This is a genomic window from Sphingobacterium sp. GW821-FHT03E03, assembly GCF_059420745.1.
This window is the reverse complement of record NZ_JBWKUH010000016.1, coordinates 14957-39056: the sequence shown is the minus strand read 5'-3', so window position 1 is coordinate 39056 and position 24100 is coordinate 14957. Positions and strand designations below refer to the sequence as shown.

General features: G+C 39.6%; 21 protein-coding genes. 10 read left to right on the top strand and 11 right to left on the bottom strand.

Features of this window, described 5'->3' with window-relative positions; translation table 11 throughout:
- Positions 1–366 precede the first annotated feature (366 nt).
- Together AC07UV_RS17090 and AC07UV_RS17085 are read right to left on the bottom strand one after the other, a co-directional pair.
- The gene (locus AC07UV_RS17090; protein WP_077437140.1) at positions 367–1137 is read right to left on the bottom strand and encodes a uroporphyrinogen-III synthase; all 771 of its coding nucleotides are present in this window, start codon (positions 1135–1137) and stop codon (positions 367–369) included.
- A gap of 11 nt (positions 1138–1148) precedes the next feature.
- Positions 1149–2120, bottom strand: coding sequence for a DUF4271 domain-containing protein (locus AC07UV_RS17085; protein WP_495184606.1), 972 nt, complete (start codon positions 2118–2120; stop codon positions 1149–1151).
- Positions 2121–2240: 120 nt separating this feature from the next.
- Between AC07UV_RS17085 and AC07UV_RS17080 the strand changes: the two genes are divergently transcribed.
- Positions 2241–2807 (top strand): DNA-3-methyladenine glycosylase I, encoded by a 567-nt coding sequence (locus AC07UV_RS17080; protein WP_495184605.1) that lies wholly within the window; start codon positions 2241–2243, stop codon positions 2805–2807.
- A gap of 153 nt (positions 2808–2960) precedes the next feature.
- On the opposite strand, the gene AC07UV_RS17075 is transcribed toward AC07UV_RS17080, so the two are convergent.
- Both AC07UV_RS17075 and AC07UV_RS17070 read right to left on the bottom strand, forming a co-directional pair.
- On the bottom strand, positions 2961–3500 hold the full coding sequence (locus AC07UV_RS17075) for a phosphoribosyltransferase (RefSeq protein ID WP_121120772.1): 540 nt from the start codon (positions 3498–3500) through the stop codon (positions 2961–2963).
- A 154-nt stretch (positions 3501–3654) separates the two neighbouring features.
- Positions 3655–5859: a transglycosylase domain-containing protein gene (locus AC07UV_RS17070; RefSeq protein WP_495184604.1), complete on the bottom strand. Its 2205-nt coding sequence runs from the start codon at positions 5857–5859 to the stop codon at positions 3655–3657.
- Between the two features lie 122 nt (positions 5860–5981).
- On the opposite strand from AC07UV_RS17070, the gene AC07UV_RS17065 reads away from it, so the two are divergent.
- Both AC07UV_RS17065 and AC07UV_RS17060 read left to right on the top strand, forming a co-directional pair.
- Entirely contained in the window at positions 5982–6146 is a 165-nt protein-coding gene (locus AC07UV_RS17065; protein ID WP_495184603.1) for a hypothetical protein, read from the top strand.
- Between the two features lie 81 nt (positions 6147–6227).
- On the top strand, positions 6228–7289 hold the full coding sequence (locus AC07UV_RS17060; RefSeq protein WP_282251881.1) for an Mrp/NBP35 family ATP-binding protein: 1062 nt from the start codon (positions 6228–6230) through the stop codon (positions 7287–7289).
- A gap of 227 nt (positions 7290–7516) precedes the next feature.
- Here AC07UV_RS17060 and AC07UV_RS17055 read toward each other — a convergent pair whose 3' ends face one another.
- From AC07UV_RS17055 to AC07UV_RS17035, 5 genes are all read right to left on the bottom strand, one after another.
- Entirely contained in the window at positions 7517–8284 is a 768-nt protein-coding gene (locus tag AC07UV_RS17055; protein ID WP_495184602.1) for an exodeoxyribonuclease III, read from the bottom strand.
- Between the two features lie 48 nt (positions 8285–8332).
- A complete protein-coding gene (locus tag AC07UV_RS17050; RefSeq protein ID WP_495184601.1) occupies positions 8333–9091 on the bottom strand; it encodes a peptidylprolyl isomerase in 759 nt (252 codons plus the stop codon).
- 3 nt (positions 9092–9094) lie between these two features.
- On the bottom strand, positions 9095–9442 hold the full coding sequence (locus tag AC07UV_RS17045) for a hypothetical protein (RefSeq protein WP_282251878.1): 348 nt from the start codon (positions 9440–9442) through the stop codon (positions 9095–9097).
- 166 nt (positions 9443–9608) lie between these two features.
- Positions 9609–10052 carry a low molecular weight protein-tyrosine-phosphatase gene (locus AC07UV_RS17040; protein ID WP_495184600.1) on the bottom strand — a complete coding sequence of 148 codons (444 nt, stop codon included), beginning with the start codon at positions 10050–10052 and terminating at the stop codon, positions 9609–9611.
- A gap of 561 nt (positions 10053–10613) precedes the next feature.
- Positions 10614–12170, bottom strand: coding sequence for a Do family serine endopeptidase (locus AC07UV_RS17035; protein WP_282251873.1), 1557 nt, complete (start codon positions 12168–12170; stop codon positions 10614–10616).
- Between the two features lie 230 nt (positions 12171–12400).
- On the opposite strand from AC07UV_RS17035, the gene dapF reads away from it, so the two are divergent.
- Positions 12401–13180 carry a diaminopimelate epimerase gene (gene dapF / locus AC07UV_RS17030; protein WP_282251871.1) on the top strand — a complete coding sequence of 260 codons (780 nt, stop codon included), beginning with the start codon at positions 12401–12403 and terminating at the stop codon, positions 13178–13180.
- Positions 13181–13364: 184 nt separating this feature from the next.
- Complete coding sequence (locus AC07UV_RS17025) at positions 13365–16250, top strand: DEAD/DEAH box helicase (protein ID WP_282251869.1); 2886 nt, start codon at positions 13365–13367, stop codon at positions 16248–16250.
- Between the two features lie 10 nt (positions 16251–16260).
- On the opposite strand, the gene AC07UV_RS17020 is transcribed toward AC07UV_RS17025, so the two are convergent.
- Entirely contained in the window at positions 16261–17070 is an 810-nt protein-coding gene (locus tag AC07UV_RS17020; protein ID WP_495184599.1) for a helix-turn-helix transcriptional regulator, read from the bottom strand.
- Between the two features lie 282 nt (positions 17071–17352).
- Here AC07UV_RS17020 and AC07UV_RS17015 point away from each other — a divergent pair, with 282 nt between their 5' ends.
- Both AC07UV_RS17015 and AC07UV_RS17010 read left to right on the top strand, forming a co-directional pair.
- Entirely contained in the window at positions 17353–18402 is a 1050-nt protein-coding gene (locus AC07UV_RS17015) for an HlyD family secretion protein (protein WP_495184598.1), read from the top strand.
- 6 nt (positions 18403–18408) lie between these two features.
- Positions 18409–19986: an MFS transporter gene (locus AC07UV_RS17010; protein WP_495184597.1), complete on the top strand. Its 1578-nt coding sequence runs from the start codon at positions 18409–18411 to the stop codon at positions 19984–19986.
- 51 nt (positions 19987–20037) lie between these two features.
- Here AC07UV_RS17010 and gltX read toward each other — a convergent pair whose 3' ends face one another.
- Positions 20038–21558, bottom strand: a complete 1521-nt coding sequence (gene gltX, locus AC07UV_RS17005; RefSeq protein WP_282251861.1) for a glutamate--tRNA ligase — start codon at positions 21556–21558, stop codon at positions 20038–20040.
- Between the two features lie 120 nt (positions 21559–21678).
- Here gltX and AC07UV_RS17000 point away from each other — a divergent pair, with 120 nt between their 5' ends.
- From AC07UV_RS17000 to AC07UV_RS16990, 3 genes are read left to right on the top strand one after another with little or no spacing between them, the layout of a single operon-like run.
- Positions 21679–22908, top strand: a complete 1230-nt coding sequence (locus tag AC07UV_RS17000; protein WP_282251859.1) for a sensor histidine kinase — start codon at positions 21679–21681, stop codon at positions 22906–22908.
- Positions 22889–23437 carry a DinB family protein gene (locus tag AC07UV_RS16995; RefSeq protein WP_120260317.1) on the top strand — a complete coding sequence of 183 codons (549 nt, stop codon included), beginning with the start codon at positions 22889–22891 and terminating at the stop codon, positions 23435–23437. The genes AC07UV_RS17000 and AC07UV_RS16995 overlap by 20 nt, the downstream gene beginning before the upstream one ends.
- Positions 23403–23828 (top strand): hotdog fold thioesterase, encoded by a 426-nt coding sequence (locus tag AC07UV_RS16990; RefSeq protein WP_495184596.1) that lies wholly within the window; start codon positions 23403–23405, stop codon positions 23826–23828. Before AC07UV_RS16995 ends, AC07UV_RS16990 begins: the two co-directional genes overlap by 35 nt.
- The last annotated feature ends 272 nt before the right edge of the window (positions 23829–24100 follow it).

Genomic DNA, 24100 nt, shown 5'->3' with positions numbered 1-24100 from the left:
ATTTTAATTGGAACAAATAACCCCAATACAATTTAATAGAAATATAATTAAAATCTCAGTGACATCTGTCACTTTTATTACATTTCATCTTACCACAATCCAGTTCCATCATATAGAACCTTATTTTAACAAACCAAATGAGTCACCTGTTATAACAACTCAATTATCTACAAACTGTATGCCTTGATCAAGTTCCTAGCAGGTTTCTTTATCAACCGCATGAAAACTAAGCGACTGTTTTTATTGTGATTGTGCTAGACGGGCAAACTCAATGCAATCATAATACATTGAATCCCACAGAATAACCAAATCCAACAAAAAAAGGGTTTAAAAAACCCCTTTATATCATCAACCTAAGATAGGTTATTATTTATTCACTTTTTTAATGTATTCTTCTACAGCCATCGTCATACTAGGTGCTTTTGGTGTAGGAGCAGGAATATCCAATATCAATCCATGTTCTAAGAGAGCCTGTTGTGTTGAAGCTCCAAACGCAGCGATACGGGTATTGTTTTGCTTAAAGTCCGGGAAGTTGTCATATAGCGACTGAACACTAGAAGGACTAAAGAATACAATTACATCATAAAATACATCCTTAAGATCACTCAGATCACTTACCACAGTTCTAAAAAGAACTGCCGGGGTAAACTTATAGCCATTTTGTTGTAACCAATTGCTTGTTTCTTCATTAGCAACATCCGAACAAGGAAACAGGAAGTTTTCAGCCTTATGTTTTTTCAAAACTTCTTCCAGATCTTTAGCCGTTTGTTTACCAAAGAAAATTTTTCGTTTTCTATATTGAATATATTTTTGAAGATAAAGGGCGATCGTCTCTGAAATGCAGAAATATTTCATTTCTGCCGACACTTCAAACCGCATCTCTTCACAGATCCTAAAATAATGATCTACAGCATTTCTACTTGTAAATATTACCGCAGTGTGATCTGCTAAATTAACTTTATCCCTACGCACATCTTTGGCAGGAACTCCTTCTACGTGTATAAAACCTCGAAAGTCTAATTTTAACCCGTATTTCTTTGCTAAATCATAATAAGGGGACTTATCGTTTTCAGGTTTTGGTAAAGTCACCAGTACACTTTTTACCTTCTTTGCTCTTTCTACGTCTGAAGTTTGCATATTAACCAGTTTTAGCTCAATAATCTTAACAGTATTAATATTGGTGCTATTTCTAGGCAACAAAGGTACAAAATTAAATAGGAAATTGAAAATTTATACATCGACATAATATGTGCCGCTGTCTTAAGAAATCTATATAAGAATAATAGGATTGCTCCAACAATAGCCAAATGTAAAACGACGCCAACAGCGCTTAATGGGACAAGACTCAGTATTAATAACACTGGAAGCATCAAAAAGAGTGTGTTAAAATAAATCAGATATAACACCGTCACATATTCTTTTACCAGCTTCCTAATTTCAAAAACAAAAGATAAAAATCGGATAAAGCCAATTTTTAAGGCAAATAGTCCACCGACCATACCTACTGTTTTAATATAATTGGGAAAGGTAATAAAATCAAAGCGGTTCAATTCATAAGCATAAAATAAACTAACAAATAGCGCCATTGCTCCCGAAAACAATACAAACAGAAAAATGAACGGCCAAGAGGTTAGGATCGTATCTTCCTTACTAACCGACAACAACACCCGGTCATCAAAATAACCCTGAAAGACCAATTTTATATCTGAAGGAAAAAATATACGAATTAACCCAACCCCAAATATCAGAAAGAGCACAGTAAATAATATCCAGTTCTCCCGGTGCGGCTTAGGGCTTCCATATTGTCGTGCCAAAACATTATTATGCTGCTCACCTTTAAAATACTGTTTCACATCATAGTTATACATATTGTGAACCACCAATCCCTCCGTTTCTACAGTGACAATCCGATATTGTTTCTGCAGTGCTGGATTTAAGGATGCCAGAACCTCCTGGTTAGGCGACAGAATAGAATCTCTTAAAATATGTGTACTATCGGGTAGGGATAGGCTATCTTGGACAACATGTCGCAATGTCCGTCGCTGTGCGTTCAACTGTACAACCGAAAACACAAAGAGGATTACAAAGACAATAAAATATTTAAAGATGTTAACTTTCATTGAAATAAACTGTTCCTTAACGGCGATGAAGAAATCATAGACCTTTTAAATTCGAAACTTTTTTATGGTCGTAAAGTTAGGATAAAAAGTTATATTGCATTCAAAAAATCTTTACAGAACATGCCAAAAGAAATTATACGATGCCAATGGTGCGGATCTGATGAACAGTATGTCAACTATCACGATAAAGAATGGGGACGACAAGTCAAGGACGATAAAACCTTATTTGAATTTTTAGTGCTAGAGTCGGCTCAGGCTGGTTTAAGCTGGATTACGATCCTCCGCCGAAGAACAGCCTATCAGGAAGCCTTTGCCAATTTTGATGTCAGCAAAGTCGCGATTTATACTGCAGATCACGTCGAAGCACTCCTGAAAGATTCCGGTATTATCAAACATCGAAATAAGATCGAATCGACCATTACAAATGCACAACTGTTCAAAAATGTGCAACTGGAATATGGCAGTTTTTACAACTACCTGTATACGTTTTTACCGGAACAGCAACCGTTGATCAACCATTGGCCGAGTTTGCAGCATGTTCCAGCAACGACCGAGATTTCCGATAAAATAGCAAAAGACATGAAGAAAAGAGGTTTCAAGTTTTTTGGTTCCACGATTTGCTATGCTTACATGCAAGCTGTGGGTATGGTCAATGATCATATTGAAACTTGTACTTTTAAATATTAAGCTACATTGCTATAGGATCAAGGAACAAAGATAAAAACGGACGACCTCGCTGAAGGATCTTTCTATCCTTAGTCCTTGATCTATTTCCAACAGCCAAGATCTTAACAGACCAAAATTTCAATCTTCAAAACTCTCAAGCACCAAGACTATAATCTAAACAGGAACATTCTTATAAATATCAGGTAAGTTGCGGCATAGACCATTAAAATCCATCCCATACCCCACAACAAACTCTTTGCTAATCTCAAAACCAACATAGGTCAGCTCTTCAAAATGATATTGCAGTGCTTCTGGCTTAACCAGAAGTGCACAGGCGATGACGCTGGCTGGATTTAATCGCTTCACGGCATCCAACGTATGTTTCAGCGAATGTCCGGAGTCTACGATATCTTCCACGATAATCACATCACGCCCTTCCAGATCGATACCCAATCCTAAAAGCTCGTTCAATTCAGATTGACCAGTACCGATATAAGAGGCCAATTTAATAAAAGACATCTCACAGGGAACTTCAATTTGTTTAAGCAAATCCGCCATAAACATAAAACAACCGTTCAAAACGCCTATAAAAACAGGCTGCTTATGTTCATATCGTAGACTAATGTCTATCCCCATCAAACGTACCCTTTTCTGAATCTGTTCTTCTTCAAAAAGGGGTTCAAAAAGCAATCCGTCAATTTCTATTTTTTTCATTCCACTATATTATTTTTATCGGTATCATTTCCTTTTTCCAGACAGATTTTCCAAGGTATTGAGCACGCTAAATTTTTGAATCCACCCCTGATGTCAACAAATCAAAAGCTTTTTCAATATGAAAACTACTAATTTATAAACCTACTTTATCAGGCTACTTCTGTACTTTTTTAGGATTCTTGTTCACCTCGTCCTCCGTTTTTTCCTTTTCTTCCTTGTTACGGCCCAGGATTTTATCGAAAATAGATCGCTTATGTTTTTCCGGTTCAGCTGTTTCCTCGTCCTGTTTTTCAGGATGAGACATCTTTTTTATGGTTTTAGGAAGGGAAACGTCTTCCAGATTATCAGTTGCTCCACCGCTCCCCAGATCATCAAATAACAATGGATCATCACCCATATCCAATGTGTCTATCGAATCTACAACTGCAGGTCTAGCAGCACGCAGATGTGGCTGCAATAGTACCTCATAGAAACCATAAGCTGATGTGGTCGAATCAACACCTATCTGCCCTGTTTTAGTCATGATATGGCCATAGATATTAAAATAGCGCAACATATTTCCCTTAAGATGTCCAGTCCAGTCAAAAAAGTTAAGTCCTTTCTTCGGACGCGGTACGATACTGGACAAAAATATACTTTCTCCAAGTCCGAGTTGTGCAGGAGTTTTTCCAAAATAATAGCGGGCCGCTTCGGTGATCCCATAGACATTATTACCCCACTCGATAACATTGAGATAAACCTCATACATCCGCTTTTTATTTACCTGCTGCGAACGCTCCATTAGCCAAACCAATAGGATCTCCTCAAGTTTCCGAACGACAGTCTTATTACGGTTTAGAAATACATTCTTCACCAATTGCATCGATATGGTACTTGCACCCCGCTTAAAGCCTTTTTCTTTGATATTCGTGACAATAGAGAGTTTGAAAGCCTTTTCTTCAAAGCCATTATGCTTAAAGAAAAAAGGATCTTCGGTGTTGATCAGACTAATCTGCATGTAACGGGAGATTTGATCCAATGGTGTAAAATTCGGATTTTGCGGACCAACCACAATCTCACGCATCGGTTTACCATCCTCATAAGCTGTATAGGTAAAAGGTGTATTTAGCATCCCAATGTTAGCCTCGCCCCATTTCACGACATGCAGATCTTTATCATCCATTTTGGACGAAAAGAGAAGCTTATCCGGTCTTTTTAATTCTAAAGCGAAATTTAGATCGTATTGAATATGCCCCTCAACCTGAATTCCGTCCAGCCCTGGAAACAAGCCAACTGGCATCGCATCAAAAAAGTCTTGTGCCTTGATTTTATCCGTGTGAATAGCCAAAAAAACCTCTTTTTCAGGTTTATGTACATATTTTATGTATGGAGAAAAAACAAAATCTTTTACCTGTACTGTACTCTCCTTACTGACTTCAATGGAAGAAGCTCCGATATTGAGTGCACCCTGCATGGTCGCTTCGGGGAAAATAACGTCTTTACTGGAGATACGCCAATGATTTACCTTCAGGTTTTTAAAACCCCATTGCCCGTGTAATTCCAACAACTCCTTATTACGTCGGTTGGCCTTGTCCAATCGAAAGGATATCTCATCAAAACTAACAGCCAGACCGAATTTGCGCTGCAATAGTGGGAGATTCACCTCCTTCTTATCCGAAAAAAGACGCAGATCACATTCCTGATTATCCGAATCTATTGTCCCTGTTAGGTTCCAGGCAGCCTCATGATCATTTAGCAAAAACTTAGATTCCATATCGCCACCGTCAATGACAGCAGAAGGTATGACAATACGCTGTGAAGTACTGTCGTCCTTATAAGAAAGCTCAAGATCTTTAAGATCTAGATCATTTGGGATTTTAAAAAATACATTCTTTAGTAGACGATCCGCCAACGCAGCCAAATTCTGCTTCGGATTATCATTCTCGACTGTATCCTTCTTTTGTTTCTTAAACAGGAAATCGTAGTTGCTAATGGAATCCTTCTTGACCAAAGACACTGTTGCGTTGTCCATAACAACCTCCCCAAGCTTTACATCACCGAATAAAAGGGGCCATAATTTAACAGATACTGTCAGATCATTAATCTGTGCCAGCGGCTCCCTATTTTTAGGTAACAACTGTATATTTTTAAACTGCACTGCATTAATTCCCTGAAAAGCATAATATTGAATTTTCAAATCCATATCATACTTTTCCAACAGCTTAGCTTTTGCTTTATTGATCGCCCCCATGAGCATCCCGTCTCTCTTTTGGTAAGCATAAGTACCTGCTGCGATTACCAAAATCAAGAAAACAGCCAAAGTAATATAAAGCCATCGCCACTTGCGGGACTTCAGTGATGTTATAAATCGATTGGACATAATTACAATTTCATGCAAATCCATGCATATCAATAGTCAAACTTAGATAAATTTGCCTTTATATACAATTATAATTACCCGGAAACCATCCGAAGCACAGCTTATCTAAAACTCCGATTAGAATGAAGACAAGATTATCAGGCGATTTTCTGAACAATAGAAAAACAGTCTCCTTCAAAAGTTATCCCAGCGCATTCACTATACCACGCTATAGAGTCTTCAAGGATTTGTTCAGTGTTTTTGGACAATCCTTACGTCATAAACAGGGAACAATTACAACGATCTAAATTCCATTAAAAACAAACAAATGACATGAAATTGATCGGCAATGAGTAGTTTTGTATTCCATGATTTCAAATGAATAATAGATGGTTACCAAAGAACAAATATTAAATGCATTATCCTATGTTGAAGAGCCCGATTTAAAAAAGGATCTTGTAACATTGAATATGATTCAAAATATTCAGATCGAAGACCAAAAAATTGCCTTCGATGTCATATTGACTACCCCCGCCTGTCCACTAAAAGACCATATAGAGCATGCTTGCCGCAACGCCATAGCACATTTTATTGATAAAAATCTTGATGTTCAGATCAACATGACTTCCAATGTAGTCGGTAAACAGGGCGCTCAGGTTTCAGGGATTAAAAACATCATTCTGGTTTCATCAGGTAAGGGCGGTGTTGGAAAATCAACAGTCGCTGCGAACTTGGCCCTTGCACTTCATGCCAAGGGAGCAAAAACAGGTCTATTGGACGCCGATATCTATGGCCCATCACTACCGATTATGTTCGGTTTGGAAGGAGCCAAACCCGGATCTGTTGAGATGCCAGACGGTCAGGTTAAAATTGAACCACTTGAAAAATTTGGTCTAAAATTACTTTCCATAGGTTTTTTTACGGATCCTAATCAACCTATCCCATGGCGTGGTCCTATGACCACCTCGGCCATCAAACAACTTTTTAATGATGCCAATTGGGGTGAACTGGATTATCTTGTTGTCGATATGCCACCGGGAACCGGTGACATCCATATCACGGTATCACAGACTTTTCCAATCGCCGGAGCGGTTATTGTCACCACACCGCAGCAGGTAGCGCTAGCCGATGCTGTCAAAGGAATCGGCATGTTTTTAATGGACAGTATCAATATTCCACTCTTGGGAGTTGTTGAAAACATGGCTTATTTTACACCGGCAGAACTGCCTGATAACAAATATTATATCTTTGGCAAAGATGGTGGAAAACGTTTAGCCGAAGAATATAAAGTACCATTCCTTGGTGAAATACCATTGCTTAAAGGGATTTCTGATGCTGGAGACAATGGTTTCCCTGTCGCAATAGATCAAGAAGATCCTGTAACAAAATCATTTCTGACGATTGCGGAGAAGGTTGCGCAACAACTCTCCATCATCCATAGTCGGGTTTAAATATAACAGCTATTGAGACACCGGATCGACTAAACAGTCGAGCTGCATTTAAATGGATTGATCAACATACCATTTCCATAAAAACAGGGGTATCCAAAAATGTTCGGATACCCCTGTTTTTCTTTAAATTCATTCATATCCCCTGCCACCGATTTTCAAATATCCAATACTTAGGGGTTTCTCTTTTATTTTTTTGACAGCATATTTTTTCACGAGATCACTCTTATCTACACATCCAGTTCTAACAGAACCGGACAATGGTCCGAATGAACCGCATTTGCTAAAATCTGTGAAGATCTGATCTGCGTCTCTAACGGTTTTGACACCATATTATAATCGATACGCCAACCCAGATTTCGGGTACGTGCACCGGCACGATAGCTCCACCAAGTATAGTTATGCGGTTCTGGATTCAAATGACGGAAAGAGTCAATGTATCCCGAGTTGATAAAGTTTTCCATCCATTCGCGTTCTTCCGGCAGAAATCCCGAAGAGTTTGCATTCGATTTAGGATTATGGATATCAATAGCGCGATGACAGATATTATAGTCGCCACATACAACCAAATTAGGTTTTTCAATCAACAACTTATTGCTATATAACTGGAAATCATCCAAAAAACGATATTTAAAATCCTGCCGAACATCTCCTGTTGTTCCGGAAGGGAAATAAGTACTCATCACCGACACCTTATCAAAATCAGCACGAATGATACGCCCTTCAAAATCATAGTCTTCATGACCACAACCATATTCGACATGTGTGGGAGTAATTTTGCTGAAGATGGCCACTCCACTATACCCCTTTTTCTGTGCCGGATACCAGTAATGCTCATAACCCATTTCTTCCAGCAAGGCAACCTCCGGAATTTGATCAGGAGTGGCTTTAATCTCTTGAAGACATATGACATCTGCATTCACATTTTTCAACCAGCCTAACCAATCTTTCTTTAAAGCGGCCCGCAAACCATTCACATTATAGGTTACTATTTTCATTTGTTTAGATATGAGTATTGAGATATTAGATTTGAAACTTTACACCTTTTAATAATCTTTAGATGAGAATAAATCACCTATCTTGGTAAAGAAACCTGTTTGAGGCTTCAGCCCTTTCAGCTCGCGTTCCAGATTAAGTGCTTCACGTCTGGTCAACACGTGCATGCTCATTTTTTGATCTACTTCCGGTCGATCATGTTTGTCGGTCTTCACCCCCGCAATCTGGTCGATAATTTCTATTCCCTGAACCAATTCACCAAATACCGTATAGTTCCAGTCTAGATGTGGAGCTCCACCTACTGTTGTATAGGCCTGACGTTGCGCTTCAGAAAATTTCTTGCCGTTCATCCGTGTCTGTTCTAAGCGGCTGAGATCTTCGGGGGTGAATACTTTGCCCTGAACAAGGTAGAATTGAGAGCCAGAAGATGCTTTCGCAGGATTATTGTCCCGGGCGGCACCTATTGTCCCCTTCTTGTGGAATAGTCCATCCTGGATTTCCGAAGGAATGGTATAACCGGGACCTCCATTGCCTAGCTGAGCTCCACCAACCGCGTTTCTTGAATCTGGGTCACCACCCTGTATCATAAAATTCTGAATAACCCGATGGAACAGGGTAGCATCATAATATTTGCTTTTTGCTAATTTCACAAAGTTATCCCGATGTTTTGCTGTTGCATTATACAAGCGTAATACACAGGTTCCCTTGTCGGTAACAATCTGAACATATTTATACTCCGGTTTAGCTGCAAATGCCATTATCTGCAAAAAACAAAATACTGTTACTAAACAAACTTTTAAAAATCTCATACTTTAGATGACGTTTAACTCTTCAAAATAATCAATAATCAAGGACTTCATAATAAGTTCCTGCTCCAATAAGGTGTAGTTAGGAATGGGTTTTATTAGTTCCCAGTGCGGCCATCCTTCTTCATCCAGCCCCTTTAGGGTATAGAATCCCATTGCACTGAACAAACGACATGTTGCGATATGCATCAACTCCTCTTTTTGTCGCTTTGAGAAAGTCTGTGGACCTTTCCCCAATTCCTGCACACCAATAAGGAATAAACACACCTTGATGTCAGGTTTTTCCATATCAAATAAAGAAGCTATTTCACCCTGCAAGGTGCTCCACTTCTTGTTTACTTCTGCTGCTTTCATTTTTTTTCTTTAAACAAAAAAGACAAGTTCACCTGTGTTGGCTTATCTTATTATCCTTTTTTTAAACATTATTCACCGAGATCTCCAAAGTCTTCCTCTCCTTTGGAATTTTTGACCATCGAAAATTAGGAATTAATTCACGATATTCAGATAATATCAATGTCATTTACGAGGATAGGGATACCTTTGCGATCACCTCCGTACAACGCTTGTCAATCATCTGAAAAACGGGGTCAAACAAATTGTCATCAAAATACGGATCAGGAACGATATCATCATCTAAAAACAATTGTACCTTCTCCAAATCATCTTTGTTTTCCGCCTGTGCACAGACATCCTCAAAATTCTGACGGTCCATGACAAAAATAAGATCATATTCATTAAAAAATGCAGGATGGAAGTGTCTCGCCCGTTGTCCGGAGATATCGACCCCATATTTCTTTGCAATCGCAATTGCCCTTCGGTCGGGCGCCTCACCAATATGCCAGTCACCTGTGCCAGCAGATTCTACAACCCAGTTTAATTGTTTATCTTTTACTTTTTGCTTCAATATCCCATGTGCCAATGGCGAACGACAGATATTTCCCAAACAGACCATTAAAATTTTCATCGAAATACTTTTTTTAAAAGCTATGTAACCATAAAGAGCAATAGATAAGGAATATCTCCATTGCTATCAACGTTCGGACAGATCGCATTTTAATTGCCCGCCGAAAAGCCCTTTAAACTTCCATGAGCATACATATGTAACTATAAATCATAAACATGTTCCATCTCATTTTTCCAAGCAGGACCAGTTTCTCTCAACATTATTGCACAAAATAACTAAACTTAAACTATTAAAGAAACAACCCTGATGAAATCGTACTTTCCGGTTACAATCGGAGCATCCGGACGATTCCCAAGATCCTGGTATTTTCAATTAAATTTTCATGCATTCAAGCATTCACACAAAGGTTTATGACAGTGCGCACAATAGGCGATGATATCATGTACCAAAATCTCCGTGACCATATCCTTGTGGGCAGTATTTTCCCGTGACAAATGCATCAAATATTTAAAGATCTTGCTGGGCCCTAAGACAAACGATACCCTCTAATAAAAAAGGTGGCCTAACCTTACGGTTAGAACCACCTAAACTATATTAATCAACCAATTCTTAATTCAATTTTTAATATTCTACTGGGAAGCTGAGTTGAACTGCACCACCTTGCGGAGACACACCTTTTAAGCGTACAATATTACGCTGAGTGGCACCCAATGCAGATTCTACATCATCAACACTATTGACAGCTTTTCCATTAATTTCTGTAATTACTAAACCTCTTTCGACACCGAAGTAATCAAATATACCACCGCGGTTTACTTGTGTCACCACAACACCAGAGTTTACACCCAATTCTTTTTTCTTCGCTGCAGAGGCAGGAATAAAGCTTGCTCCTAATTTGTTGTAGATTTCAGTTGCGCTTTTCGAAGCTTTTCCACTCGCACCAGAAGCTGATTTAAGCGATTCTTCACCTTTCAATGTCAAGGAAACTTGTTTTTCCTTACCCTCACGCTTGTAGGTAATATTCACTTTATCACCCGGACGTAAGCGACCGATAGTTTCACTTAGTACAGGGGAACCCGTAATCACCTTACCATTGACCTTCGTTAAGATGTCCCCTTTTTTAATACCTGCAGCTTCAGCGGCTCCACCAGTGACCGCATCCTCCACATATAAACCATTAATCTCTGTAATACCTTTTTCTTTGGCCAATTCTGAGGTTATAGGCACATAACTAACACCAATATAACCACGTTTTACATTACCAAATTCAACAAAATCATCCGCAATTTTTTTCACCAAATTAACCGGAATCGCAAATCCGTAACCGGCATACACTCCAGTTGGTGACGCAATCGCTGAGTTGATACCTATTAATTCGCCCGAAGCATTTGTTAACGCTCCTCCACTGTTCCCTTTGTTGATAACGGCATCTGTCTGTATAAAAGATTCGATAGCCGAGCTCGCAAGTGGTTGCTCCGCACCACCTCCAAAAGGATTACCGCGTTGCTGTTGCCCCTCTCTTAAGATACCAATATCGCGACCTGTTGCACTGACAATACCCGCCGTCACTGTAGACTGTAAACCAAGGGGGTAACCAAACGCCAATACCCATTCACCAACATTGACATTATCCGAATTACCCATTTTTACAACCGGAAGACCTTTGCCTGCAACTTTCAATAATGCAATATCCGTATTGGGATCACGTCCGATCAATTTTGCTTCAAATGTACGTTTGTCTGTCAGTACCACCTCGATCTTATCCGCATCCTCCACCACGTGGTTATTGGTAACGATGTAACCGTCATCCGAAATAATAACACCTGATCCCGATGCCTGAACTGGCTGTGCCTGCATCTGACGGCGTCCACCACCCTGCGGCATACCGAAAAATTCTTCAAACATATCAAAAGGAGATCCCTGCGATTGTTGGGAACCCTTTCTACTATATGTTGTCTTAATATGTACCACACCTGGAGCTACCGCAGCAGAAGCTTGTGTAAAATCAGGATTACCTGTGGAAGACATCACACCTGTAGGATTATTGGCAAAATAAACTTTCTGTTTCTCTTCGAAAGACATGCCATCTAATTTCTTATTCTCAATAAGCTTGTAACCACCTAATGCTACTGCTCCACCGAAAACAGCTGTTAATAGCGTTAAACCGACCTTATTCATAAACTTATCTATATTTTAAATTGTCTTAATATAAGCTGATAATTTTTGCTCTTAAAATTACCGATTTTATTCGGATATGTTCAAATGTAATACCATTTCAAGGCCTTCGGAAAATCCGACACGTTAAAAAATGTTAATTGCTAGACAAATGCAATAATTTTAACAAATCTTAACTTTCTGCCGGATTTTTGTAACAAAAAAACGTATTTTTGTTACTACAAATCAACATAATGGCATCGAAAGTAAGATTTTCAAAATATCAAGGAGCGGGAAATGATTTCATTTTAGTGGACAATCGCAACAATTCATTTAACCGTGCAGATGAAGCACTGGTCAAAAGCCTTTGTGACCGCAGATTTGGTATTGGTGCAGATGGGCTTATGCTGCTCCAAAACAAAGAAAATTACGACTTTGAGATGATCTATTACAATGCAGATGGACGCGAGGGCAGCATGTGTGGCAATGGCGGACGTTGTATCGTGGCATTTGCACATGACTTAGGGATTATCACTGACAAAACTGCCTTTTTGGCAGTAGACGGTATACATCATGCTTCCTTATCACCCGAGCTCGTCAATCTACAAATGATTGATGTCAGCGAATTTGGTCGCGACGACGATGCTTACATCTTGCAGACCGGCTCCCCCCATTATGTTTCCTTCGTTACAAACCTGAAAGAGAAAAATGTTTTTCAGGACGGCTTTTCGATCCGCAACAACGCGACCTATGCCAAAGAAGGTATCAACGTCAATTTTATAGAAAAAGAAGAAGATGGTTATTTCCTCCGCACATTTGAGCGTGGTGTAGAAGACGAAACTTATGCCTGTGGCACAGGTGCTACTGCAGCAGCGATGGCTGTGGCGCTACAAGCAGATCTTCAAGGCGATATCAATATTCCAATTCGCGTATTGGGCGGCCAACTCTATGTCTCCTTTCATAAAGACGGACACAATTTTACAGATGTCTTCCTCAAAGGCCCAGCACAATTTGTTTTTGAAGGCATTTTTTAATCATTAGATAGAGATATTGCCCATTGATACGTTCAAGTGTATAAATAGGCTCTCTATATTTACCTGAACTTTTATACACAACTTCAGCTAGCTATATTTTTTTAATTTTCGTCCGGCAAATTGTGATTAATGGTATATTTTATTGTATATTAGATACCTTTATTTACAAGGTCCGCTATTTTTAATGCAACAGTCAAAGTCATTTCCAGTATATAAAATCGTTTATTCTATCTGTGAGCATCCCTATCTTGGCTATCTCATTGAGCCACACATGGTCAAACTCAATCCCAATGGGACTTACTCATTACGATATCAACGTATATTTAGCAATACTGTAGATGCCTATGCTGCAGAATTGGATGAGGTAGACTACAAGCTCATTCGACTGCTCGACGATATCGAACAGACCAACCTCATCAAAAAGTACTATAAAAAAGCAATTAGACCTGTAGACTTTTTCTCTAAAGTTTTTGACAAAAAACTCTATGACCTGTTACGCCCAAAGATTGATGAAAAGATGATTCAATTCTTTGAGTCTATCGGAGATAAACCTCTTTTCATGATGAGTAAAGATGGTTATCCAGCAGATCAGGAAATTAAACGCGCAACATCAGCGGCCTCTATCTTATTTCACTTTCGCCGAACCGAAGAAGAAACACGTTACTTCCCAACTATAAAGTACGAAAACCAGCGCTTGGAGTTTATGTTTAAAAATGCCATTGTATTAACCAATGCACAGGCATGGCTAATTTTAAACAATACACTATACTATTTTGATCAGGCCCTGGAAGGAAAAAAATTGAGTCCCTTTCTCAATAAACGATACATTTCTGTTGGAAGAAGTACCGAAAAAAAATATTTTGAAACTTTTGTCTGTGGATTGATCGAACGCTACCATGTTTATGCCGAGGGTTTTGAAATACAGACACATCAACACCAAGCAATCCCTTTACTTCATTTGATCTACGTTGAAGATGGAGCTTCGCAATTACAGCTGCAATTCAAATATGGTCCCCACACATTCACCGCAGGGGCGGAAAATAAAGTGACCGTCCGAATGGAGTATAATGAGGAGAAGGACCAGTATATCTTCCATCGGGTCAAACGATCTTTACAATGGGAGGAACAACAGCAGGAGAATCTTAAAGCCCTGGGCCTTGAGGATCTGGATCGCCAACTTGGATTACTAGCGCCATCTATTCAATCCGGAAAACGCATTTCAATATTTGATTGGATAAATAATCATCAGGAACAAATAAAGACCCTGGGATTTCAAATTATACAAAACAGTGAACAAAAACGCTTTTTCATCGGACATACCTCATTGGACATCGCTATTGATGAGGATAATGACTGGTTCGATATCAGCGCTATCGCTAAATTCGGCCCCTACGAAATTCCTTTTATTCAGTTAAGAAATCATATTCTAAACAATATCAAAGAATTTACCCTGCCAAATGGTGAAATCGCCATGATCCCCGAAGAATGGTTTGCACAATACAATCACCTCTTTCAGTTTTCTGCCGACAGACATGAGCTTAAATTAAACAAAGTTCATATCGGCCTTCTCTTTGAGATCAGCGAACACACCAAATTGGTTTTCAATCGTAAATTGCAAAATCTTGCTACATTCGAAGAAATTGAAGATATTCCGGAGCCAAAGCACTTCAAAGGTAATCTCCGGCCTTATCAGAAAGCAGGATATAACTGGTTCAACTTTCTGAAACAATATAAATTTGGGGGCTGTCTCGCAGATGACATGGGATTGGGTAAAACCATACAAACCTTAGCCTTATTGCAACAACAAAAAGAACAGATTGTCGATCAGCAGGAAATACATACATCACTCCTGGTATTACCGACGTCACTTGTTTACAACTGGCAGAAAGAAGCACATCAATTTGCTCCCCAGCTCAAAATCCATCTGCACACGGGAAACAATCGCATCAAAGATGCCTCACTGTTCTCCAAATACGATCTAATTATCACCACCTACGGCATTGCACGTATTGATGAAGATATATTGAATAGCTTCTATTTTAATTATATCATCTTGGATGAAAGCCAGAATATTAAAAATCCGACATCAAAATCCTTTAAGGCCATAAAAAGTCTGAAGAGCAAAAATAAACTGGCTTTAAGCGGAACACCCGTAGAAAACTCTGTTTCTGATCTTTGGGCACAAATGCACTTTACCAATCCCGGTTTATTGGGAAGTTACACCTACTTTCAAAAAGAGTTTGTACAGCCCATTGAAAAGAAAAAGGATGAAGAAAAAGCGCAACGCCTTCAGGCGATTGTCAAACCTTTCATTCTAAGACGTACAAAAGATCAGGTCGCAAAGGAACTGCCGCCCAAAACAGAACAAGTGCTCTATTGTGAAATGACCGATAAACAATCGGAACTTTATGAGAAGGTCAAATCTGAGTATCGCAATGCCATTCTTGATGGACAATTAGACAACAAACCAAAATCAACGCAGATTGCACTATTACAGGGACTGACCAAACTTCGCCAGCTCGCCAATCACCCTAGAATGGTCGACGAGGACTTTTTGGGTGATTCGGGAAAATTTGACGCCGTCATTGAGACCCTTGAAATGGTGATGCAACGAGGAAATAAGGTTCTTATTTTCTCCCAGTTTGTCAAACAGCTCAATATCTTCAGGCAATATTTTGATAAGAAAGGGACAAACTATGCCTACCTGGATGGAGGCACCAAAAACCGCGATGAAGCGGTGAGTCAATTCCGCAAAAACAATAACACCAAATTGTTCTTAATATCGATCAAAGCTGGTGGTGTAGGGCTCAACCTGATTGAAGCGGATTATGTCTTTATACTAGATCCATGGTGGAATCCTGCGGTAGAACAACAAGCCGTTGACCGTTCACATCGTATTGGACAGACACGGAATGTATTTATCTATAAATTTATCAGTAAGGACACCGTAGAGGAGAAAATATTGGCGCTACAGAACCGCAAGAAATCCATTGCACAAAGCCTCATTACAACAGAAGAAAGTTTTATAAAATCACTTTCTCAGGAAGATTTGCACGAGCTTTTGGCATAATCTAAAGCAATCAATTCTTGTATTCATTAATTTTCGACATATAAACCGAAGGACGAATACCCGTTACACGCTTAAAGATGTTACTGAAAGATGATAATTCGTTGTAGCCAATCCGCATAGCGATTTCTAGGATAGAATAGGTATTTTCAGCCATCAGCTCCAAAGCTTTTGCAATGCGTATAGCTCTTAAAAACCGGATATAGCTGATGCCCATGTCTTCCTTAAAAAGTCGTGAAAGGGATCTACTGCTCATTCCAAACTGCGCCGCCACTTGTTCGATAGTAAAGGCTTGATCAATATGCATGTTTAAATATCGAGCGATACGCCGAAGCTTTTCGCTTTTAGGATAAGGATGTTGCATAGGAAATGCATCTATCGGCCGACTCATCTCCGGAATAATAGCCATCATCGCCCTGAGTAAACAATACCTTGAATAGCTGGTCTTTCTACTGATCCCCCCTTCCCAATTCTTCGCAAACAAAAACATCTCACGCATCAGGTCATTGCTTAAAAATATATTGGGATCCAACAGAACCGGGTGAACTTCCTCCTGTTCTTTAAAGTAAAAGCTATACAAGTGAATATGAGAACTGGAACTTTCCAGATGATATGGAGTATTGGCGGGAATCCACATGTAAAACCGCCCCGGCAAATACCAATGTTTCGTGGCAGTAAATATATGTATAATACTACCATCCGCATAAAGTAAACGTGCTTTCCGATGTATATATTCACGGGGATCAATCCGATCTACATGTGTATGACACACATAAAAGTCGTATTGATCGTCATCAATAGCCCCTAGTTGTTCCTGTTCCATAATTTAAAATTACATTTTTTTGCAATCTGGCGCAAATGAACAAATATCCGTCCGACTATACAAAACCAACTCCCATCTACAGCAGTATCTTTGTACACAGTTTCACTCCTTGCTTACAGAAGTATCCTATGAGCGTATCAGGGCAGTCTCGATTCAAGAACAATTTGTCATCCTATTTTGGAAATTGCTGGTTGAAACCTTAGATGCAAATCACCCATACCTTAACGGGTAGATCATCTGGAGAATGGATGAAAAAGCAATTAAATATTCATAAAAACAATAATGGGTAAAGAAGAAAATAAAGATAAAACAAAGGGATTTAATAAAGTTTTAGTTGTATTTGCCGCGATCGTACTGCTTGTAGGGATCGGCATTTTGGGTAGACATCTACTATTTACTAGTCAGCACGTAACGACAAACGATGCACAGATAGATCAGTATGTTACACCAGTTGCAAGTCGAATAGCGGGCTTTGTGAAAGAAGTCAGATTTGAAGAAAATCAATATGTACATCGTGGTGACACCTTATTGCTCATCGATGCCAGCGAGTATCAGACCAAAGTAGATATGGCGAATGCCGAACTTCGAAGTAGTCAGCGGAATGCCGAAGTGATTGTCAAAAGCACAAATGTCACCGCCAATAGTATTTCTGTCCAAAAAGCAAAATTAGAAGCTGCCAAAGTGAGTGTATGGCAAACGGAACAAGATTATAGACGATTTAAAAATTTGTTTGAAGCAGATGCTGTGGCCAAACAACAATACGATAACGCCAAGGCTGTATATGAAATTTCTTTGGCGCAACTCAATGCCATACAGGAAGAATACAACGCTGCACAATTAAATACAAGCAAAGAAAAAGCCAACGAGCTACCTGCCAGAGCAAATATTGATATCAAAAAAGCTGCAAAAAACAACGCTGAGGTCTTCCTTTCCTATACGATAGTGACTGCACCTTACGACGGTTTTGTTGGGAAAAGAACAATCCAACCCGGACAATTTGTTAAAGAAGGACAAACTTTAGTCAATGTTGTCAGCGAAGAGAAATGGATAAATGCGAATTTTAGAGAGACCCAACTAGCGAATCTCGCCGAAGGTACCGAGGTGAATATACAAGTAGATGCCTTTCCAAATTTACATCTCAAAGGCATCATTCATTCTTTTTCTCCAGCCTCGGGGTCTAAATTTTCGGCCATACCTCAGGATAACGCAACCGGAAACTTCGTTAAAATCGAACAGCGCATACCGATCAAAATTATATTCTCTCCACAGCAGGATCTAACAAAACTACGTGCTGGAATGAATGTTGTGGTTCATGCAGCCCACCAATCTTAATTATTCATGAGTTCAAACACATCTTTATATTATAAGTGGGTGCCCGAATGGATTAAACTTCCTATGATGATTTTGGCCATGTTTCCGCATCTTATGTTAATGTCCCTTTTTCATTCCAATACAGCTTTTACAGCTTCCACATTAGCGATCGAAATAGAAGATATTCAGTATTTTCTTTCGTTGATGTATGGTGCTATTGTCGTAGCGCTATTGATATTTCAACGGCTATTTGCCTTCTTTCGGGTAAGGACATATATCCTGCTGACCTGTACAGTATCCATCCTTATTTTATTAGCCATTTCTATGACCAGAGATCCCTTCCTCATTGCCGTGCTCCGAGTGATTGAGGGTATTTTCTGTGTACTTGAAGGCGCCTGTTTTCTTCCCTTGCTGATGATGCAGATCAGACATTCCAAAAGCCGTACCATTGCCTATTTCTTCTTGTATACTTTTATGCTAACAGGCGGAACAATAACAACATCCCTCTTAAAAGAAAGTATTATGGATTATGGTTGGGAGGATATGATCCATGTTGTGCTCTATTGGCATTTGATGGTCGTTGCGATTGCTTTGCTTCTCCTGAATAACAACAGATTAAGCCGAAAATTTCCACTTTATCAATTGGATCTGGTCAGCTGTCTCTTTCTACTGCTTTCGTTAAGCTGTGGTGCATATGTATTGATCTATGGCCGTAAATATTATTGGTTCGAACATAGCACAATCACAATTAATCTCGCACTTTTCCTAATTTTCGGGGCGCTTTTTGTGATCAAACAATATCTCGTAAGACGACCACTGTTTCATTTTGAAATTTTGAGTTATAAGAACGTTATTTTTGGCGTTATCCTATTTTTTCTATTTTATCTGATCCGGAGCAGTCTCAATAATGCCTACACTGTCATGTCCAATGTTTGGCGGTGGCCCTGGCATTACATTATCGACATCCAATACATTAATGTATTGGGGACCATAGTGGGAGTAGGTGGCTCAGGCATACTGTTATTGCGCGATGTATCACCGAAATACATTTTCGGACTGGGGTTCCTGCTGTTGACCACATCCTGCTTTTTGTTTGTCCCCACGTTCTATCCCGATACCACAGTTTGGGTTATTGGCCTACCACTATTTATTCAGGGAATCGGACAAGGCTGGCTCTTTACGCCACTTGTGATCTATATTATAACAGGGGTTGCTCCACATCATGCGGGCAATGCAGGTTTAATGGGCACGTCCGTTAGATTCTGGAGTACCAATATTGGTTTTGCGTTGATTCAGAACATCACTTACACCTTAAATCAAAAACATTTCATCCAGATCGAACAGCACTTAAATACGGCCAGTCCGATCACTGTCGCCTATTGGAGCGCTTTGGTCGAAAAATACGTGGGGACATCCAGTGATCAATTGGCAATTAATCTCGCCAGCAAAAGCCTCCATGCAACACTTAGTCAACAGGCATCTCTGATCAGTAATATGGAGATATTTACCTATCTAGGGATATTGGGGGCATTCATCACGCTGATCATTTTTCTATTTGCCCCGGCTAAAGCACTGTTCATGCGATTGAGAATTCCATACCTATAAAAAAAGCTGTTGCAATAGGTTGCAACAGCTTTTTTTCTTATATATTAGTGTTTAAGCGTCAAATTCTTGAAGTGCTTTCTTTATACGTTCAATGACTTCGCCTTGACCAAGTAACTCAACAATTTGGAATACATCAGGGCCAAATTTACCGCCTACCAGCATAATCCGGAATGGCATCATCAATTCCCCCATCTTCATTCCCGAATTTTGAATTGCTTCTTTAAAGAATGACTCAAGCTCCGCCGCTTTCCATTCCGTAAATCTTTCAAATGATGTCATCATATTTTCAAAGAATACTGTCTTTTCAACAGACCATTTTGGTTTTACCGCATTCAGATCGTATTCAACGGGTTGTACAAAAAAGAAAGAAGCTTGGGTCCAGAAATCCTCAACAAAGGTTAAACGCTCTTTGACGGCTGTCAGGACACGGTTTACATAACTCTCTTCAGCTGCTACCTGATGGTGAGTCAATACATCCTTGATCTGAGGCAATAAAGAATCGCTTGAAGAACGTTTAATCCATTCGTGATTGAACCATTTTGCCTTCTCAAAATCAAATTTTGCTCCAGCTTTGCTGATGCGATCGACACTGAATTTCTGGGTTAACTCCTCCAAAGAGAATAGTTCTTGTTCTGTACCATCATTCCAGCCCAATACACCAAGCATATTGACAAAAGCTTCTGGCAAGAATCCCATCTCACGGAACCCTTTGGTTGTATCGCCAGACTTGGCATCCGTCCAATTCATGGCATATACAGGGAATCCTAGACGGTCTCCATCACGTTTACTTAATTTTCCATTACCATCAGGCTTAAGGATTAACGGGAGATGTGCCCATTGTGGCATACTATCCGCCCATCCCAGGTATTCCCACAATAGAATATGAATCGGCGCAGAAGGCAACCATTCTTCACCACGGAAAACATGCGAGATCTCCATCGCCTTATCATCCACAACCACGGCTAAGTGATATGTTGGCATTCCATCTGCTTTAAGCAAAACCTTATCATCGACAAGATTGGTATCAAAAGCGACTTTCCCACGGATCATATCTGTGAAAGACAACGTTTCATCCGTTGGAATCTTTATTCGGATTGTATGCGGTGTTCCCGCCTCCAATAATTGTTGAGTTTCGGTCTCACTCAGGCTCAAAGAATTACGCAATTTCAACCTATTTTCATGGCTATAGCGGAAGTTAGGTTGTAGCTTCCGTTGCTCTTCCAATTCCTCTGCTGTATCAAACGCATAATAAGCGTAACCATTCGCGATCAACTGTTCAGCATATTTGCGGTAAGACGGTTTTCGTTCACTTTGACGGTAAGGGCCATATTGACCACCTTGCAACGGACTTTCATCTGGAGTCAGGCCACACCAAGCTAAACATTCGTTGATATACTCCTCGGCTCCTGGGACAAAACGAGTTTGATCCGTATCCTCGACACGTAAAATAAAATCTCCCTGATGCTGACGTGCATAGAGAAAATTAAACAAAGCTGTACGTACGCCTCCAAGGTGCAGACCACCAGTAGGACTCGGTGCAAATCGCACTCTTACTCTTCTTTCTGAACTCATGCCGCAAAATTACCACAAAATTTTTGATTTGGATAACAGGATAACTTCTAAGGTGAAATAAAAGTGCAGAAAACAGACATTTATTCATTAATTTGCAATAGAGTACACAAATAAGGAATCATGAAACCCTCTCAGATAAGCCAACAACGCTGGAAATTTATTTTACTCATCTTTGCGGCAATCATTGCCATCGCATCATTGGTTTACACCAATTACCTTGTCCGAAATCTTGCCCACGCCGAACGTTCAAAAGCCGAAGTATGGGCCATGAGCACCAAAAATATTATGACCATGCCAGATGTCGACGATGAATTCATTACATTCATCTATGCTGTCAGGGATAGCTTAAATTTGCCGGCAATTATTACAGACGATAAAAACGATATTATTTTCTGGCGCAATCTGGATTCCACCAAGACCAATATTAAGCCGATCCATGACGACAGTGTTACAAACAACCTGGATTATGACCCCGCTTATTTCCAGAAACAGCTTGCCTTTATGAAGAAGAGTCATCCCCCCATTACCTTGGAATTGGAAAATGGTCAAAAATGGCATGTTTACTACAAAGATTCCTGGTTTTTGCAACAATTGCGTGTATTCCCCTATGTCCAACTATCGCTGATCGCCCTCTTCCTTATTATTGCTTATACAGTTTTCAATTCTATTCGAAAATCCGAGCAGAATCTAGTCTGGGTGGGACTTACAAAAGAAGCCGCCCATCAGCTGGGCACCCCGATATCTTCATTAATGGGCTGGCTGGAGCTTATTCGGATCAAATTTGACGCCGAAGAAGACGATACGCTCAATGAAATGGAAAACGATATTAAAAGATTAGAAATCGTGGCTGATCGTTTTTCGAAAATAGGGTCAACCCCCGTGTTAACCAATCACAACCTCTATAAGGTCATCAAAAATTACATGGATTATTTCCGAATACGGACCAGCAACAAGATCATATTCGAATTACATGGAGATACACATGTGGAGGCCAAACTTAATATTCCACTCTTCGATTGGATCATTGAAAATTTATTGAAAAACGGGGTAAATGCTATTGGTACAGAGGGAAAGATAACTGTTAATATTTCAGAAAATATTGCGAAAGAAGAAATTTTTATAGACATTAGTGATACGGGCAAAGGAATTCCAAGGTTAAATTTTGAATCTGTCTTCCAGCCAGGTTTTACAACACGCAAAAGAGGTTGGGGACTTGGCCTGAGCCTAACCAAACGAATGGTACGATATCATCAAGGACAAATCTTTGTTAAAGAATCTGAAATAGGTAAAGGAACAACATTTCGAATAATCTTAAAAAGCAACTTAAAATATGAAGCCACTCAAATCTGACGAATATCCGGCAGTATACGCGCCCTATATTGAGACTGTAGTCGATAACGTATTAGATGCATTGGAAGAACAGACGCTCTCCTTTCCTGCATTTCTGGATGCTATTCCAGAAGAAAGAGGCAATTTCAAATATGCCGAAGATAAATGGACAATCAAAGAGGTCGTCGGACATGTCATCGACAATGAGCGTATCATGGCCTACCGTGCTTTACGTTTTTCGCGCAACGATCTCAAAGAGCTCGCAGGGTATGACCAGGACTACCTTATTCAATATTCCCGTTACAATGACCGTACTTTGGAAAGTCTAAGTAAGGAATTTACTTACCTACGCAAAGCCAACTTAATGTTGTTCAACAGCTTTAACGACGCAGAATTAGAACGCAAGGGCATGGCCTCAGAGCGGCTCACGAGTGTCAAAGCATTATTGTATGTGATTGCCGGGCACCTCAATCATCACCGCATTATCATTCAAGAACGTTATTTAAATTCAGACGATGTCAAAAATTTGGTTTCAGCCTTACAGCATTGAGGAAATAAATGTCTTTTTCAATAAATACCTCTCGGGTTTATTGGAAATCAAGGCAACCGAAATAGATGATAACAGTATTACAGCAACCATGCCCGTCACAGATAATGTGAAACAACCCCATGGCATTCTGCATGGTGGCGCCTCAGTAGTCCTGGCAGAATCTTTAGGGAGTATTGCGTCCAATTTGGTGGTTAACCCCGACAAATACCGGGGGGTAGGACTCGAAGTGAACGCAAATCACATCCGCCCGGTAAGTAGTGGAGTTATCACAGCAAAATGTAGCCCGATACATATTGGTCGGTCAACCCACATCTGGGAGATAAAAATGTACGATCGCTTCAATAAATTGAATTGTATCTCAAGACTTACAGTAGCTATTGTACCAAAGTAAACCGAAGTCTGCTAACTCGATTTATCAATCCCATGTAATTCGAAATCAACAATATTTGCAACTAAAGAAGGATAATTTTCACAATTTATTCTTCTTTTTTTTGCCAAATAATTATCAAAATACCCCTTTATTTATTTCCGATATTCAAGAAAATTAAGTAGTCTTGTAAGATGGATATTTCAAAAATCAACAAAAATAGCATGCAATCGTTTGTCTAAAGCTGTTTTTTTGACTGGTTTCCAATCCGTGAACGATAACTTAACTAAATATAA